Consider the following 14,449-nt stretch of genomic DNA (forward strand, 5'->3'; position numbering starts at 1 on the left):
GATTCGAACTTGGTGTGCGGCTTGATGGTGCCCGGCTTAGCCAGTACCTGGCCACGCTGGATCTCTTCACGCTTGATACCACGCAGCAGAACGCCGCAGTTCTCGCCCGCACGACCTTCGTCCAGCAGTTTGCGGAACATTTCAACGCCGGTACAGGTGGATTTCGCAGTATCTTTGATACCAACGATTTCAACTTCTTCACCAACTTTGATGATGCCGCGCTCTACACGACCGGTAACTACAGTACCACGGCCGGAGATGGAGAATACGTCTTCGATCGGCAGCAGGAACGGCTTGTCAATCGCACGCTCTGGTTCCGGGATGTAGGAATCCAGGTAGCCAGCCAGTTCGATGATTTTCTCTTCCCACTCAGCTTCGCCTTCCAGCGCTTTCAGAGCAGAACCACGAACGATCGGAGTGTCGTCGCCCGGGAAGTCGTACTGAGACAGCAGCTCGCGCACTTCCATCTCAACCAGTTCCAGCAGCTCTTCGTCATCAACCATGTCGCATTTGTTCAGGAACACGATGATGAACGGAACGCCTACCTGACGACCCAGCAGGATGTGCTCGCGGGTCTGCGGCATCGGGCCGTCAGTCGCAGCAACAACCAGGATCGCGCCGTCCATCTGCGCAGCACCGGTGATCATGTTTTTAACATAGTCGGCGTGGCCCGGGCAGTCTACGTGTGCGTAGTGGCGAGTCGGGGTGTCATATTCAACGTGAGAAGTGTTGATGGTGATACCACGAGCTTTTTCTTCCGGCGCGTTATCGATCTGGTCGAATGCGCGGGCAGCACCGCCGTAGGTTTTAGCCAGTACGGTAGTGATTGCAGCGGTCAGGGTAGTTTTACCATGGTCAACGTGGCCGATAGTACCAACGTTGACGTGCGGTTTTGTACGTTCAAATTTTTCTTTAGACACGGCTATATTCCTTACTATAGTGCTCTCCCCCACCGGAGAGAGCACGGGACTTTGGTTTTAACCCTGTGGCTTATTTACCACGGGCTTCAATTACGGCCTGAGCAACGTTGTTCGGCGCATCATCATACTTCAGGAACTCCATAGAGTAAGAAGCACGACCTTTGGTCAGTGAGCGCAGCTGAGTTGCATAGCCAAACATTTCTGACAGCGGAACTTCAGCATGGATCTGAACGCCAGTAGCGTTAGATTCCTGACCTTTCAGCTGACCACGACGACGGCTAAGGTCACCGATGACATCACCAGTGTTCTCTTCCGGCGTTTCTACTTCAACCTTCATGATCGGCTCAAGCAGAACTGGTTTAGCTTTCTTAAAGCCTTCTTTAAAGGCGATAGAAGCTGCCAGTTTAAACGCCAGCTCAGAGGAGTCAACGTCATGGTAAGAACCGAAGTGCAGACGTACACCCATGTCAACTACCGGGTAACCAGCCAGCGGACCAGACTTCAGCTGCTCCTGAATGCCTTTATCAACGGCAGGGATGTATTCACCAGGAATTACACCACCTTTAATGTCGTTGATGAACTCGTAACCTTTAGGGTTAGAGCCCGGCTCCAGCGGGTACATGTCGATAACAACATGACCATACTGACCACGACCACCAGACTGCTTGGCGTGTTTACCTTCGATATCGGTAACTTTCGCACGAATCGCTTCGCGGTAAGCAACCTGAGGTTTACCGACGTTCGCTTCAACGTTGAATTCACGTTTCATACGGTCAACGATGATGTCGAGGTGCAGCTCACCCATACCGGCGATGATGGTCTGGTTAGACTCTTCGTCAGTCCATACGCGGAATGACGGGTCTTCCTTCGCCAGACGACCCAGAGCCAGACCCATTTTTTCCTGGTCAGCTTTGGTTTTCGGCTCAACGGCGATGGAGATTACCGGCTCAGGGAATTCCATACGCTCCAGAATGATCGGGTGATCCGGGTCACACAGGGTGTCACCAGTGATCACGTCTTTCAGACCGATTGCAGCAGCGATGTCGCCCGCGCGAACTTCTTTGATCTCTTCACGTTTGTTAGCGTGCATCTGTACGATACGGCCGAAACGCTCACGTGCGGATTTCACGGAGTTCAGTACGGTATCACCAGAGTTAACCACACCGGAGTACACACGGAAGAAGGTCAGGTTACCAACGAACGGGTCGGTAGCGATTTTGAACGCCAGTGCAGAGAACGGCTCTTCGTCGCTTGCGTGACGCTCAGCCGGAGTATCTTTACCGTCATCCAGCATGCCGTTGATTGCAGGTACGTCAATCGGAGACGGCAGGTAATCAACTACCGCATCCAGCATTGCCTGAACGCCTTTGTTCTTGAACGCAGAACCACAGGTTACGAGGATGATTTCGTTGTTCAGAACACGCTGACGCAGTGCAGTCTTGATCTCTTCCTCGGTCAGCTCATCGCCGCCCAGGTATTTTTCCATCAGCTCTTCAGATGCTTCAGCTGCGGATTCGATCAGGTTCTGGTGCCATTCTTCAGCCAGGTCCTGCATATCAGCCGGGATATCTTCGTATTCGAAGGTAACGCCAGCATCAGCTTCGTTCCAGTTGATGGCTTTCATTTTTACCAGGTCAACGACACCGGTGAAGCCTTCTTCAGCACCAATCGCCAGCTGCAGCGGAACCGGGTTCGCGCCCAGACGGGTTTTGATCTGATCAACAACTTTCAGGAAGTTCGCGCCCATACGGTCCATTTTGTTAACGAACGCGATACGCGGAACTTTATATTTGTTCGCCTGACGCCATACGGTTTCAGACTGCGGCTGAACACCACCAACTGCGCAGTAAACCATTACCGCACCGTCAAGAACACGCATGGAACGTTCTACTTCGATGGTGAAGTCAACGTGGCCCGGGGTGTCGATGATGTTTACGCGATGCGGTTCATACTGCTTAGCCATACCAGACCAGAATGCAGTAGTCGCTGCGGAGGTAATGGTAATACCACGCTCCTGCTCCTGCTCCATCCAGTCCATGGTAGCTGCGCCGTCATGAACTTCACCGATTTTGTGGTTTACACCGGTGTAGAACAGAATACGTTCGGTAGTAGTGGTTTTACCGGCGTCGATGTGCGCACTGATACCGATGTTACGGTAGCGTGCAATGGGTGTTGTACGAGCCATTTGATTCCTCTATTGCCTTAGGCGTTCAGAATAAGTTGCCAAAAAGCGGGCGGCTTACCTGAAGCGCCCGCCTTGTGACTAAGACTCCGAAGGGATTACCAACGGTAGTGTGCGAACGCCTTGTTGGCTTCTGCCATACGGTGAACGTCTTCACGTTTCTTAACTGCAGTACCTTTGTTTTCTGCAGCATCAGAAAGTTCGTTCGCCAGGCGCAGAGCCATGGATTTATCACCGCGTTTACGAGCAGCTTCAACGATCCAACGCATTGCCAGGGCATTACGACGAACCGGACGAACTTCAACCGGAACCTGATAAGTAGAACCACCAACGCGGCGAGACTTAACTTCTACAGTCGGGCGCACGTTGTCGAGAGCGACTTCGAAAGCTTCCAGTTCATTTTTACCAGAGCGCTGAGCCAGGGTCTCAAGTGCACTGTATACGATTGCTTCTGCAGTAGATTTTTTACCATCTACCATCAGGATATTTACAAATTTAGCCAGCAGTTCTGATCCGAACTTAGGATCCGGCAGAATTTTACGCTGACCAATGACGCGACGACGTGGCATGGAAATACTCCGTTGTTAATTCAGGATTGTCCAAAACTCTACGAGTTTAGTTTGACATTTAAGTTAAAACGTTTGGCCTTACTTAACGGAGAACCATTAAGCCTTAGGACGTTTCACGCCATACTTGGAGCGCGCTTGCTTACGGTCTTTAACGCCGGAGCAGTCGAGCGCACCACGAACGGTGTGGTAACGAACACCCGGGAGGTCTTTTACACGACCGCCACGGATCAGGATCACGGAGTGCTCCTGCAGGTTGTGACCTTCACCACCGATGTAGGAAGTCACTTCAAAACCGTTAGTCAGACGAACACGGCACACTTTACGCAGTGCGGAGTTCGGTTTTTTCGGAGTGGTGGTATATACACGAGTACATACACCACGTTTTTGCGGGCAGGCTTCCAGCGCTGGCACGTTGCTCTTTGCAACTTTGCGTGCGCGTGGTTTGCGAACCAGCTGGTTAACTGTTGCCATTAAATAGCTCCTGGTTTTAGCTTTTGCTTCGTAAACACGTAATAAAACGCCCTCATATAATATGAGGACGCGGAATTTTAGGGCTGACCCGAAAAGGTGTCAAGAAATATACAGAGATCGCAACGTCACCAGGCCATTTGACTTTGGTGACTGAGCGTCATTCTGACGAAATCAGTATAGCTAACCCTAACGATACTGTTCGAAATTTGAGCAGACAGGCCGCGCGCTTCAACGTCATCACGCAGCACGCTCACTGAGATGGGGGCGCTGCGCAGCTTTTCAAGGAACAAGCCGCCTTCAATCGCAGCAATCACGCCGTCCTGCAGCAGCAGCACCTCATCCCCCGGCTGCAGCGCCGAAAGAAAGGTCGAGAAATCACAGTGCCAGGGAGAGTGGCTCAGAGTGTGCAGCATGTCGGCCTCAGAAAGTTAATACCACGTCATAGTCGTTGAGGCGCGCGCGCCAGGCGTCCGGCTCAACGATGTCGGCATCCAGCACTAACGTCTGGTGCTTTGCCAGGCCGCGTTCTCGCAAAGCGCGGGCGCACACCCAGTACTGCTCAATGTCGTAGAGCGGCAGCACGCGGAAGGTCGCGATATAGTCCCGCGCCAGAATTTTCGCTGGCTGCTGATCCGGCAGGAGTTGCAGTACGCCGTCACCGATGAAGAAGACACCAATCTCCTCACTCAGGGCAGAAGTCGCCAGCAGCGCATCCAGCCCTTCGCGGCCGGCGCTGGAACCGTGGGGAGCAGAAGTAAAAACGTAAGCGATGCGTTTCATCAGAACTGTACCATCCGATCGCAGGCCAGGGTCGCCTGCGCCAGCGCACCCAGGCCGCTCAGGGTAAAACCGGGCTGCAGGTTAGCGGCAGGCAACTGCTGCAGCGCCGCCTGCTCATCGTCGGTCACGCCACGTCGCAGCGCAGCCGCAACGCAGATATGCAGTTCCACGCCGTGCTGCTGGTTCAGTTGCTGCCAGGCGCGCACCAGATCGAACTCGTCGCTGGCCGGCGCGGTGAGCTGATTGGCGTTATACACGCCTTCACGATAGAAAAAGATACTTTCAAGCTGATGCCCTTCCGCCAGCACGGCCTGCGCGAAGCGTAACGCGCTGCTCGCCTGCTGCGTGCCGTAAGCCGGGCCCGTCACCATCATGGCAAAACGCATCAGCGCTCCTGCCCGACAAAATCACCGCTTTTGAACTGGCGAATGTAGAGATAGACCGTGTGCTTGGAGATATTCAGGCGGTCCGCCACCTGGTTTATCGCGTCTTTGATGTCGAAGATGCCTTTCTCATAAAGATTGAGCACGATCTGGCGATTCTTGGCGTTATTGGACACGTTGCGGTCGGCATTGACCTCTTCGATGGTGAACTCCAGCGTCTGGGTCACCAGGTCCTCCACCGACGAGGCGAAGTTAACCGATGACGGCACTTCCTGGTCCGGCGTCTCTGGCGGAATAAAGGTGCTCATGATCTGCGAGAACGGCACGTCGAGATTCATATTGATACACAGCAGGCCAATCACCCGGTGTTCGCGGTTGCGGATGGCGATGGTCACCGATTTCATCAGCACACCGCTTTTTGCTCGGGTGAAATAGCACTTCGATACGCTACTGTCGGCGCCGGTCATGTCGTGCAGCATACGCAGCGCCAGGTCAGTAATGGGTGAGCCGATTTTACGACCGGTATGTTCGCCGTTGGCGATGCGGATGGCGGAACATTTCAAATCCTGTAATGAGTGCAACACAATTTCGCAATGGGAACCAATCAGCATCGCTAAGCCGTCAACCACCGCTTCATAGGATTTAAGGATATCGAAGTCGGTCTGGTCAAAGGGACGTTGATCCAGTAAGTCGAGCTCACTGGTTTCGTTGGTTAAAAGCGAATTGGACATGAAAAGATACCACCCTCTAAAGAGAGCCTGTCGTATTATCGTGTCAGGGCAGACTCATTACTCAGTTGTTACGCAGACGGCTAAAGTAATACAGCGTCAGACGCGCTTTCCAGTTTTTATTATATCCTGCCACAAATAAAAAACCGCCGCCCAATTGGGGCGGCGGTTTCGTATCAGAAACTTACTTCTGCGCAGCGGCCGGTTTTTCTTCGCCTGCTGCCGGTGCCTTCTCATCCTGTTTAGCAGCCGGTTTGATGTCCAGCAGCTCTACGTCGAAGACCAGGGTGGAGTCAGCCGGAATACCCGGAACGCCGGTTTTCCCGTATGCCAGCTCTGGCGGGATAACCATCTTGATTTTGCCGCCTTTCTTGATGTATTTCAGGCCTTCGGTCCAGCCCGGGATAACACCATCCAGACGGAAGGAGAGCGGCTCGCCACGGGTATAGGAGTTATCGAACTCTTTACCGTCGATCAGCGTACCCTTGTAGTTCACGACCACGGTATCGCTGTCTTTCGGCGCAGCACCGGTGCCTTCTTTCTCTACTTTGTAGATCAGGCCAGTAGAAGAGGTTTTAGTACCCTTCTCTTTCGCGAAAGCGTCACGGAAGGCTTTACCCTTCTCGGCGTTCTCTTTCGCGTCTTTTTCCATCTTAGCCTGCGCAGCATTCTTCACGCGCGCTTCGAATTCCTGAAGAGTTTTCTCAATGTCCTGATCGGACATTTTGCTGTTGCCCGCGAAGGCATCCTGAACGCCTGCGATCAGCTGTGCTTTATCGAGCTTCACGCCCAGCTTCTCTTGCTCTTTCAGGGAGTTTTCCATGTAACGTCCCAGCGATGCACCCAGAGCGTAAGCCGATTTCTGGTCGTCGCTTTTAAACGCATCCTTGTTCGCTGCTGCTGATTTGGTGTCCGCCGCGGCGTCTTTCGCTGCCGCTGGCGCTGCGAATGCGGTAGAAGCATTCAGTGCAACTGCCATGGTGGTGGCCAGCAGGGTTACTTTAAACAATGATTTCATCCATATCTCCAGGGTCGGGGTATTGCTCCCCATGTTAACTAAATTTCAGACACGTAATATAAAACGTCGTGGAGGAAATCTACACAATCTCTCCCCTTCTGATCGAGTTAATTACGACTATTTTTGTTTAAATTAGTTTCCTGCGCTTACGGAATATATCGGTAGCGGGGAAATTTGCGTAAAATCCTGGCGCGCCTGCCACGCTGGCCTAAAAAACAACCGGGGGAATTATGCCGCAGCACTCAATCGAAGAACGGCTGGCCGAGCTGGAAAGCCGACTGGCCTTTCAGGAACACACCATCGACGCGCTGAACCAGACGGTCACGGAACACGAGCTGGAAATGGCGAGACTGCGCGATCATCTGCGCCTGCTGGTGGATAAGCTTAAAGCCACCCAGCCCTCAATGATGGCGTCGCAGTCGGAAGAGACCCCGCCACCGCACTACTGAAGCAATAAAAAAGGCGCCCGGAGGCGCCTTTTTTGCAGTGCAGCTTAGTGGCAGCCACAACCGCCATTGCCACAACCGCCTTTGTTACCGTGGTCATGACCGTGGCCGTGACCGCCGCAGCAGCCATCGTGATCGTGGTCATGGTCGTGATGATGGTCGTGCGCACCGTGAACGTGGCCGTGAGCCAGTTCTTCTTCGGTCGCTTCGCGGATAGCAACGACTTCCACGTTGAACTTCAGGTTCTGGCCAGCCAGCATGTGGTTACCGTCAACCACAACGTGATCGTCTTCCACTTCGGTGATCTCAACCGGTACCGGACCCTGGTCGGTCTCTGCCAGGAAGCGCATGCCAACCTGCAGTTCGTCAACGCCCATGAATACGTCTTTAGGAACGCGCTGAACCAGGTTCTCGTCGTACTGACCGTATGCGTCGTTCGCGGTTACCGCAACGTCGAATTTGTCGCCAACGTCGTGGCCTTCCAGCGCCGTTTCCAGGCCAGAGATCAGAGAGCCGTGACCATGCAGGTAATCCAGCGGCGCACTCACCGGAGATTCATCAACCAACACACCGTCTTCTGTACGTACCTGATAGGCCAGGCTGACCACCAGGTCTTTTGCTACTTTCATGATATCTCCTGAGCAGGGGAAGAATAGTGGCGCAGATTGTAGCGGAATTCTGCACCCGTGTACCCCTTAGCTTAAAAAAAGCTGGGCTATAGCGCTAGTCCGGGTGAAAAATGCCGATCACCTGTTCCTCTTTGCGAACGTGCTCGCGCACCGCTTTATCCGCCTCGCGCATCTGGTGTCCGCACTTCACGCACTCCACGATATCGACGCTGTTTTCGCGCCACATCGCCAGCGAATCCTGAGCCTTGCACGCCGGGCAGGTTGCGCCGGCGATAAACCGTTTACGTTGCGACATTACTCACCTTTACTCAAATTCGTCCCAGCCATCGAACTGACGCCGCTCCTGCTGCATCTCACGCTGGAAGATCTCTTCCAGCTCGCGTCGCGCTTCACGGGCGCGGGAAATTTGCGCGCTGTCGGTATGGACCGGCATCAGCTCGCGCAGCATGCGCATATCGAGCCTGCGAAAATGCAGCTGCGCGCGCTGCGCCTGATGCGGATGCATCCCCAGCGTCATCAGCGTTTTGCGCCCCAGCTCCAGCGCACTGGAGAAGGTTTCACGCGAGAACTGCTTCACCCCGGCCTGCAGCAGCTCGTGCGCCTCAACGCGGCCTCTGGCACGGGCCAGAATGCTGAGGTGCGGGAAGTGCTGCTGGCAGAGGTGCACAATCTTCATGGTGTCTTCCGGCTCGTTGCAGGTAATCACGATGGACTTCGCTGACGCGGCACCCGCCGAACGCAGCAGTTCCACCTGGGTGGCATCCCCGTAATAGACCTTATAGCCATATTTCCGCATCAGATTCACCGCGCTGATATCGCGTTCCAGCACCGTGATGCGCATGGTGTTTGCCATCAGCAGGCGCCCGATGACCTGCCCGAAACGCCCGAAGCCGACGATAATCACCTGCGGTTCGTCATCATCGACCCACGGCATTTCCACTTCTTCATCGCCGGCATTGAAACGATGCGCCAGCCACTTGTCGATACCTTTCATCAACAGCGGCGTGGTCATCATTGAAAGCGTCACCGTCACCAGCAGCAGCGCCATCTGGTCGCCCTGAAACAGGCGCTGGGACGAGGCGGTAGAGAACAGCACGAACGCAAACTCGCCGCCCTGGCTCAGCACGCTGGCGAACTGCATGCGCTCGGAGCTGCGCAAGCCATAGATGCGCGCCAGCAGGTAGAGGATCAGGGTTTTTACCGCCACCAGCACCGCGACGCTCATCAGCACCCACAATACATGGGTATAGAGGACGCCGAGGTTCAGCGCCATTCCTACGGAAATAAAGAACAGGCCGAGCAGCAGCCCTTTAAAGGGATCGATGGACATCTCCAGCTCGTGGCGATACTCGCTTTCCGCCAGCAGCACGCCGGCGATGAAGGTGCCGAGTGCCATCGACAGCCCCAGCGCGTCCATAAACAGCGCCGAGCCAAGCACCAGCAGTAGCGAGGCGGCGGTAAACACTTCGCGCACGCCCGACGCGGCGATATAGCGAAACACCGGGCGCAGCAGATAGCGTCCGCCCACCAGCATGCCGGCAAACGCCAGCACCTTCATGCCGACCTTCATCCAGTCGAGCGGCTGATCGCTGCTGCCCGCCAGCAGTGGCACCAGCGCCAGCGCCGGGATGACCGCCAGATCCTGAAACAGCAGTACCGAAAACCCGAGCTGCCCGGCTTCGCTGCGGTTCATGCCCTTATCGCGCATCAGCTGTAGCGCCATCGCCGTGGACGACATCGCCAGGCCAATCCCGCCGACCACCGCCGCCTGCCACGAGAAGTCAGTGAGCATCAGCAGCCCGGCCAACAGCGCCGCGCTGAACAGCACCTGTGCGGCCCCCACGCCAAAAATCGAGCGCCGCAGCTGCCAGAGTTTTGACGGGTTAAGCTCCAGCCCGATGATAAACATCAGGAATACCACGCCCAGCTCCGAGAAGTGCAGGATCTCTTCTACGTCACTGATAAAACCCAGCCCCCACGGGCCAATGGCAATGCCCGCCAGCAGGTAACCCAGCACGGCACCGATACCGAGCCTGGCGGCAATCGGTACGGCCACCACGGCGGCGAACAGAAACAGCACGCCGGCCAGCATAATATCTCCACCTTCCATCAGCGGCCCCCCGGCAAATGTGGGGAGGACAGCCATTCGCCGTAGGCGGCAGCATGGGTTGCCAGTTCCTGCGGCGACTGACGGCGCGCCCAGTAGACGATCATCGGATTGAGCCAGTGCATACGGCACATCGCCGCGGTCAGCTCGAAAGGCCGCAGGATTTCATTCAGCGGATAGCGATTAAAACCGTCATAGCGATACGCCCCCTCCGGCTCGCCGGTGGTAATGACGTTACGCCAGTACTTACCGGCCAGCTGGTTACCGCCCACGCCGCTGGCAAAACCGCGGCTTAGCACGCGGTCGAGCCACTCTTTGAGCAGCGCCGGACAGCTGTAGGTATAGAGCGGAAACTGGAACACAATCACATCGTGCTCACTCAGCAGCGCCTGCTCCTGGGGAATATCAATAAAAAAGTCAGGATAGTGCGCGTAGAGATCGTGCACGGTGACGTGAGGCAGTTGCTGAGCCGGCTTAAGCAAAACCCGGTTGGCTACCGAGTCCTGAGATTCCGGATGGGCATACAGCAGCAGAACTTTAGGCGGCTGTGACATCATTCCCCTCCAGGGTGTCATAGTACTTTTCTTTCAGTCAGCCTTTGGCGTTCGGGTGCCGCGATGTTGCCTGAATGATTTTGTGTATTGTCATTAATTTGGGCTACCATGGCGCCCCACGCGATGCATGACGCAGCGCGTCACTAAAGGTGATTCCGCTTCCTCAGAGATACTGACGCACGCAGATGACAGTGCATCGCGCGGCTGAAGCGGCACAGCCTTTTAATGACAATTTAACATAGTCTGAACAAACGGCGCCTTATGATTGTTTTCTCCTCGCTACAAATTCGTCGCGGTACCCGCGTGCTGCTGGACAATGCCACCGCCACCATCAACCCCGGCCAGAAAGTCGGCCTGGTGGGCAAAAACGGCTGCGGTAAATCCACGCTGCTTGCGCTGCTGAAAAATGAGATTAGCGCAGACGGCGGCAGCTTCAGCTTCCCGGGAACCTGGCAGCTTGCCTGGGTCAACCAGGAGACGCCCGCGCTGGCGATGCCGGCTATGGACTATGTCATCGACGGCGACCGCGAATATCGCCAGCTTGAGCGCGACCTGCACGCCGCCAACGAGCGCAACGACGGCAACGCTATCGCCACGCTCCACGGTAAGCTGGACGCCATTGACGCCTGGACTATCCGTTCGCGTGCCGCCAGCCTGCTGCACGGCTTAGGTTTCAGCAACGAACAGCTGGAGCGCCCGGTGAGTGATTTCTCCGGTGGCTGGCGCATGCGCCTTAACCTTGCTCAGGCGCTGATCTGCCGCTCTGACCTGCTGCTGCTTGATGAACCGACCAACCACCTCGATCTCGATGCGGTGATCTGGCTGGAGCGCTGGCTGAAAAGCTACCCCGGCACGCTGATCCTGATTTCTCACGACCGCGACTTCCTCGATCCGGTGGTGGATAAAATCATTCATATCGAACAGCAGAACATGTTCGAGTACACCGGGAACTACAGCTCGTTCGAGCGCCAGCGCGCGACGCGTCTGGCCCAGCAGCAGGCCACCTACGAAAGCCAGCAGGAGCGCGTGGCGCATCTGCAAAGCTTCATCAACCGCTTTAAAGCAAAAGCCTCGAAGGCCAAACAGGCGCAGAGCCGCATTAAGATGCTGGAGCGCATGGAGCTGATCGCCCCGGCGCACGTGGATAACCCGTTCCACTTCAGCTTCCGCGCGCCGGAAAGCCTGCCGAACCCGCTGCTGAAAATGGAAAAGGTCAGCGCGGGTTACGGGGATCGCACTATCCTCGACTCCATCAAGCTGAACCTGGTCCCGGGTTCGCGTATTGGTTTGCTGGGACGCAACGGTGCAGGTAAATCCACGCTGATTAAGCTGCTGGCGGGCGAACTGGCCCCGGTCAGCGGCGACATCGGCCTCGCGAAGGGCATCAAGCTCGGCTATTTCGCCCAGCATCAGCTGGAGTTTCTGCGCGCCGACGAATCGCCATTGCAGCATCTGGCGCGCCTCGCCCCGCAGGAGCTGGAGCAGAAGCTGCGCGACTACCTCGGCGGCTTCGGCTTCCAGGGCGACAAGGTGAGCGAGAACACCGAGCGCTTTTCCGGCGGCGAAAAGGCGCGGCTGGTGCTGGCGCTGATCGTCTGGCAGCGCCCCAACCTGCTGCTGCTCGACGAACCGACCAACCACCTCGACCTCGACATGCGTCAGGCGCTGACCGATGCGCTTATCGAATTTGAAGGCGCGCTGGTGGTGGTATCGCACGACCGCCACCTGATCCGCTCCACCACCGACGACCTCTATCTGGTCCACGACGGCAAAGTGGAAGCCTTTGACGGCGACCTGGAAGATTACCAGCAGTGGCTGAGCGATGTGCAGAAGCAGGAGAGCCAGGGCGACGAGGCCGCCAAAGATAACGCCAACTCGGCACAAGCGCGTAAAGATCAGAAGCGCCGCGAGGCGGAGCTGCGCACCCTGACCCAGCCAATCCGCAAAGAGATCGCCCGCCTCGAAAAAGAGATGGAGAAGCTTAACGCGACCCTTGCTGGCGTTGAGGAGAAGCTAAGCGACAGCGGGCTGTACGATCCGGGCCGCAAAGCCGAAATGAACGAGGCGCTGCAACTGCAGGCGAAAACCAAAGCCGGTCTCGAAGCGTGTGAAATGGCATGGCTTGACGCGCAGGAGTCACTGGAGCAGATGCTGAACCAGCCATGATGCGCCGCGCCGGCGCTATCGTCGTCGGCGCGATCCTCCTCTATGGCCGTCACGTCAGCGGGCGGCCCTCTCTCTTAACCGCCCGCGTTTCTCCTCACTTTGGCATTCACGCCCTTTATCGAAAGGGATAAAGTCATCAACTTTAACCCCCGGTCACGATATAATCCTGATCAGACTTACTATTCAAATGAGCATCATGACCGAGATCACCCACGCCGGGCTGGAAGCGCATCGCCCCGACTCACAGCACTTTGTTCCCATGCCGGGGGCGCGCAATCCGCATCTGCAAACCATGCTGCCGCGCGTGCTGCGCCGTCGCGTGAAGTTTACTCCGCACTGGCAGCGGCTCGACATGCCGGACGGTGATTTCGTCGATCTCGCGTGGAGCGAAGATCCGGCGGGTGCGGCGCACAAACCCCGGCTGGTGGTCTTTCATGGCCTGGAGGGCAGCCTGCACAGCCCCTACGCGCACGGCATGATCGAAGCGGCGAAGAAACGCGGCTGGCTGGGCGTAGTGATGCATTTTCGTGGTTGCAGCGGTGAACCGAACCGCATGAAGCGGATCTATCACTCCGGGGAAACCGAAGACGGCAGCTATTTTCTGTCGTGGCTGAAATCCACGTGGGGCGATGTGCCTACCGCCGCGGTGGGCTATTCGCTCGGCGGTAACATGCTGGCCTGCCTGATGGCGAAACAGGGCAGCGACTGTCTGCTTGATGCTGGCGTCGTGGTTTCTGCCCCGCTGCTGCTGGAGCAGTGCTGCTACCACATGGAAAAAGGCTTCAGCCGTTTCTACCAGCGTTATCTGCTCAACCTGCTGAAAGCCAACGTGGCGCGCAAGCTGCACGCCTATCCCGGCACATTACCGGTCAGTATCAAGCAGCTGAAACAGATCCGCGGCCTGCGCGACTTCGACGATCTCATCACCTCGAAAATCCACGGTTTTGCAGACGCGCTGGACTACTACCGCCAGTGCAGCGCCATGCCGATGCTGCCCAATGTCGCAAAACCAATGCTTATCATCCATGCTAAAGATGATCCCTTTATGGATCATCACGTGATACCCGACCCGACGCTGCTGCCGCCGTCGATTGAATACCAGCTGACCGACCATGGCGGGCATGTGGGTTTCGTAAGCGGTACGCTGCGCCGCCCGCAGATGTGGCTTGAACAGCGTGTGCCTGACTGGCTGACTCATTATCTGGATGTGCGATGATTATTCCCTGGAAAGAACTCGATCCCGACACGCTCGATAACCTGCTCGAATCTTTTGTGTTGCGCGAAGGCACCGATTATGGTGAACATGAACGCAGCCTCGAACAAAAAGTCTCGGACGTAAAACGTCAACTGCAAACGGGCGAAGCGGTACTGGTCTGGTCTGAACTGCATGAAACCATTAACATTATGCCGCGCGGTCAGTTCCACGGCTGACGACGTTCAGAACCTGTTCCCGCCTGTGCAGTGACGTCGCGTACTCATCAAGGGAGTAGTTTCCT

17 protein-coding genes are annotated in these 14,449 nt (G+C 56.2%); 4 read left to right on the forward strand and 13 right to left on the reverse strand.

From position 1 onward, the window contains the following. From tuf to fkpA, 9 genes are all read right to left on the reverse strand, one after another. On the reverse strand, positions 1–920 hold a 920-nt coding region (gene tuf / locus ET34_RS0110110), incomplete at its 3' end, for an elongation factor Tu (protein ID WP_031521712.1). 70 nt (positions 921–990) lie between these two features. After that, positions 991–3,105 (reverse strand): elongation factor G, encoded by a 2,115-nt coding sequence (gene fusA / locus ET34_RS0110115; RefSeq protein ID WP_031521714.1) that lies wholly within the window; start codon positions 3,103–3,105, stop codon positions 991–993. A gap of 95 nt (positions 3,106–3,200) precedes the next feature. Further along, entirely contained in the window at positions 3,201–3,671 is a 471-nt protein-coding gene (gene rpsG, locus ET34_RS0110120) for a 30S ribosomal protein S7 (RefSeq protein WP_003861706.1), read from the reverse strand. Positions 3,672–3,767: 96 nt separating this feature from the next. Beyond that, the gene (gene rpsL, locus ET34_RS0110125; protein WP_000246815.1) at positions 3,768–4,142 is read right to left on the reverse strand and encodes a 30S ribosomal protein S12; all 375 of its coding nucleotides are present in this window, start codon (positions 4,140–4,142) and stop codon (positions 3,768–3,770) included. A 125-nt stretch (positions 4,143–4,267) separates the two neighbouring features. After that, on the reverse strand, positions 4,268–4,555 hold the full coding sequence (gene tusB / locus ET34_RS0110130) for a sulfurtransferase complex subunit TusB (RefSeq protein ID WP_031521715.1): 288 nt from the start codon (positions 4,553–4,555) through the stop codon (positions 4,268–4,270). A 7-nt stretch (positions 4,556–4,562) separates the two neighbouring features. Next, positions 4,563–4,922: a sulfurtransferase complex subunit TusC gene (gene tusC / locus ET34_RS0110135; protein ID WP_031521717.1), complete on the reverse strand. Its 360-nt coding sequence runs from the start codon at positions 4,920–4,922 to the stop codon at positions 4,563–4,565. Next, entirely contained in the window at positions 4,922–5,308 is a 387-nt protein-coding gene (tusD, locus tag ET34_RS0110140) for a sulfurtransferase complex subunit TusD (RefSeq protein WP_031521719.1), read from the reverse strand. Before tusD ends, tusC begins: the two co-directional genes overlap by 1 nt. Next, complete coding sequence (locus tag ET34_RS0110145) at positions 5,308–6,036, reverse strand: helix-turn-helix transcriptional regulator (RefSeq protein WP_031521721.1); 729 nt, start codon at positions 6,034–6,036, stop codon at positions 5,308–5,310. The genes tusD and ET34_RS0110145 overlap by 1 nt, the downstream gene beginning before the upstream one ends. Before the next feature lie 181 nt (positions 6,037–6,217). Then, positions 6,218–7,051, reverse strand: coding sequence for an FKBP-type peptidyl-prolyl cis-trans isomerase (gene fkpA / locus ET34_RS0110155; protein ID WP_031521723.1), 834 nt, complete (start codon positions 7,049–7,051; stop codon positions 6,218–6,220). A 230-nt stretch (positions 7,052–7,281) separates the two neighbouring features. On the opposite strand from fkpA, the gene ET34_RS0110160 reads away from it, so the two are divergent. Continuing rightward, entirely contained in the window at positions 7,282–7,500 is a 219-nt protein-coding gene (locus ET34_RS0110160) for a protein SlyX (RefSeq protein ID WP_031521725.1), read from the forward strand. Positions 7,501–7,544: 44 nt separating this feature from the next. Here ET34_RS0110160 and slyD read toward each other — a convergent pair whose 3' ends face one another. From slyD to kefG, 4 genes are all read right to left on the reverse strand, one after another. Further along, a complete protein-coding gene (gene slyD / locus ET34_RS0110165; protein WP_031521727.1) occupies positions 7,545–8,126 on the reverse strand; it encodes a peptidylprolyl isomerase in 582 nt (193 codons plus the stop codon). A 94-nt stretch (positions 8,127–8,220) separates the two neighbouring features. After that, positions 8,221–8,421 (reverse strand): YheV family putative zinc ribbon protein, encoded by a 201-nt coding sequence (locus ET34_RS0110170; RefSeq protein WP_031521730.1) that lies wholly within the window; start codon positions 8,419–8,421, stop codon positions 8,221–8,223. Between the two features lie 9 nt (positions 8,422–8,430). Further along, on the reverse strand, positions 8,431–10,236 hold the full coding sequence (kefB, locus tag ET34_RS0110175; RefSeq protein ID WP_031521732.1) for a glutathione-regulated potassium-efflux system protein KefB: 1,806 nt from the start codon (positions 10,234–10,236) through the stop codon (positions 8,431–8,433). Next, positions 10,236–10,787, reverse strand: coding sequence for a glutathione-regulated potassium-efflux system ancillary protein KefG (kefG, locus tag ET34_RS0110180; RefSeq protein ID WP_031521734.1), 552 nt, complete (start codon positions 10,785–10,787; stop codon positions 10,236–10,238). The genes kefB and kefG overlap by 1 nt, the downstream gene beginning before the upstream one ends. A 261-nt stretch (positions 10,788–11,048) precedes the next feature. On the opposite strand from kefG, the gene ET34_RS0110185 reads away from it, so the two are divergent. From ET34_RS0110185 to ET34_RS0110195, 3 genes are all read left to right on the forward strand, one after another. After that, complete coding sequence (locus tag ET34_RS0110185; RefSeq protein WP_031521740.1) at positions 11,049–12,953, forward strand: ABC transporter ATP-binding protein; 1,905 nt, start codon at positions 11,049–11,051, stop codon at positions 12,951–12,953. Positions 12,954–13,149: 196 nt separating this feature from the next. Next, complete coding sequence (locus ET34_RS0110190) at positions 13,150–14,169, forward strand: hydrolase (RefSeq protein ID WP_031521743.1); 1,020 nt, start codon at positions 13,150–13,152, stop codon at positions 14,167–14,169. Beyond that, positions 14,166–14,384 carry a YheU family protein gene (locus ET34_RS0110195; RefSeq protein ID WP_031521745.1) on the forward strand — a complete coding sequence of 73 codons (219 nt, stop codon included), beginning with the start codon at positions 14,166–14,168 and terminating at the stop codon, positions 14,382–14,384. The genes ET34_RS0110190 and ET34_RS0110195 overlap by 4 nt, the downstream gene beginning before the upstream one ends. The last annotated feature ends 65 nt before the right edge of the window (positions 14,385–14,449 follow it).

The organism is Siccibacter colletis (assembly GCF_000696575.1).
Classification (GTDB): Bacteria; Pseudomonadota; Gammaproteobacteria; order Enterobacterales; family Enterobacteriaceae; genus Siccibacter; species Siccibacter colletis.

Excerpts from the sequence above, each read along its gene's own strand:
- tusB (WP_031521715.1), bottom strand. The coding sequence starts at position 4,555 with ATGCTGCACACTCTGAGCCACTCTCCCTGGCACTGTGATTTCTCGACC.
- kefB (WP_031521732.1), bottom strand. The coding sequence starts at position 10,236 with ATGGAAGGTGGAGATATTATGCTGGCCGGCGTGCTGTTTCTGTTCGCC.
- ET34_RS0110170 (WP_031521730.1), bottom strand. The coding sequence starts at position 8,421 with ATGTCGCAACGTAAACGGTTTATCGCCGGCGCAACCTGCCCGGCGTGC.
- rpsL (WP_000246815.1), bottom strand. The coding sequence starts at position 4,142 with ATGGCAACAGTTAACCAGCTGGTTCGCAAACCACGCGCACGCAAAGTT.
- ET34_RS0110145 (WP_031521721.1), bottom strand. The coding sequence starts at position 6,036 with ATGTCCAATTCGCTTTTAACCAACGAAACCAGTGAGCTCGACTTACTG.
- fkpA (WP_031521723.1), bottom strand. The coding sequence starts at position 7,051 with ATGAAATCATTGTTTAAAGTAACCCTGCTGGCCACCACCATGGCAGTT.
- kefG (WP_031521734.1), bottom strand. The coding sequence starts at position 10,787 with ATGTCACAGCCGCCTAAAGTTCTGCTGCTGTATGCCCATCCGGAATCT.
- rpsG (WP_003861706.1), bottom strand. The coding sequence starts at position 3,671 with ATGCCACGTCGTCGCGTCATTGGTCAGCGTAAAATTCTGCCGGATCCT.
- ET34_RS0110160 (WP_031521725.1), top strand. The coding sequence starts at position 7,282 with ATGCCGCAGCACTCAATCGAAGAACGGCTGGCCGAGCTGGAAAGCCGA.
- fusA (WP_031521714.1), bottom strand. The coding sequence starts at position 3,105 with ATGGCTCGTACAACACCCATTGCACGCTACCGTAACATCGGTATCAGT.
- slyD (WP_031521727.1), bottom strand. The coding sequence starts at position 8,126 with ATGAAAGTAGCAAAAGACCTGGTGGTCAGCCTGGCCTATCAGGTACGT.
- tusC (WP_031521717.1), bottom strand. The coding sequence starts at position 4,922 with ATGAAACGCATCGCTTACGTTTTTACTTCTGCTCCCCACGGTTCCAGC.
- ET34_RS0110185 (WP_031521740.1), top strand. The coding sequence starts at position 11,049 with ATGATTGTTTTCTCCTCGCTACAAATTCGTCGCGGTACCCGCGTGCTG.
- tusD (WP_031521719.1), bottom strand. The coding sequence starts at position 5,308 with ATGCGTTTTGCCATGATGGTGACGGGCCCGGCTTACGGCACGCAGCAG.
- ET34_RS0110190 (WP_031521743.1), top strand. The coding sequence starts at position 13,150 with ATGACCGAGATCACCCACGCCGGGCTGGAAGCGCATCGCCCCGACTCA.
- ET34_RS0110195 (WP_031521745.1), top strand. The coding sequence starts at position 14,166 with ATGATTATTCCCTGGAAAGAACTCGATCCCGACACGCTCGATAACCTG.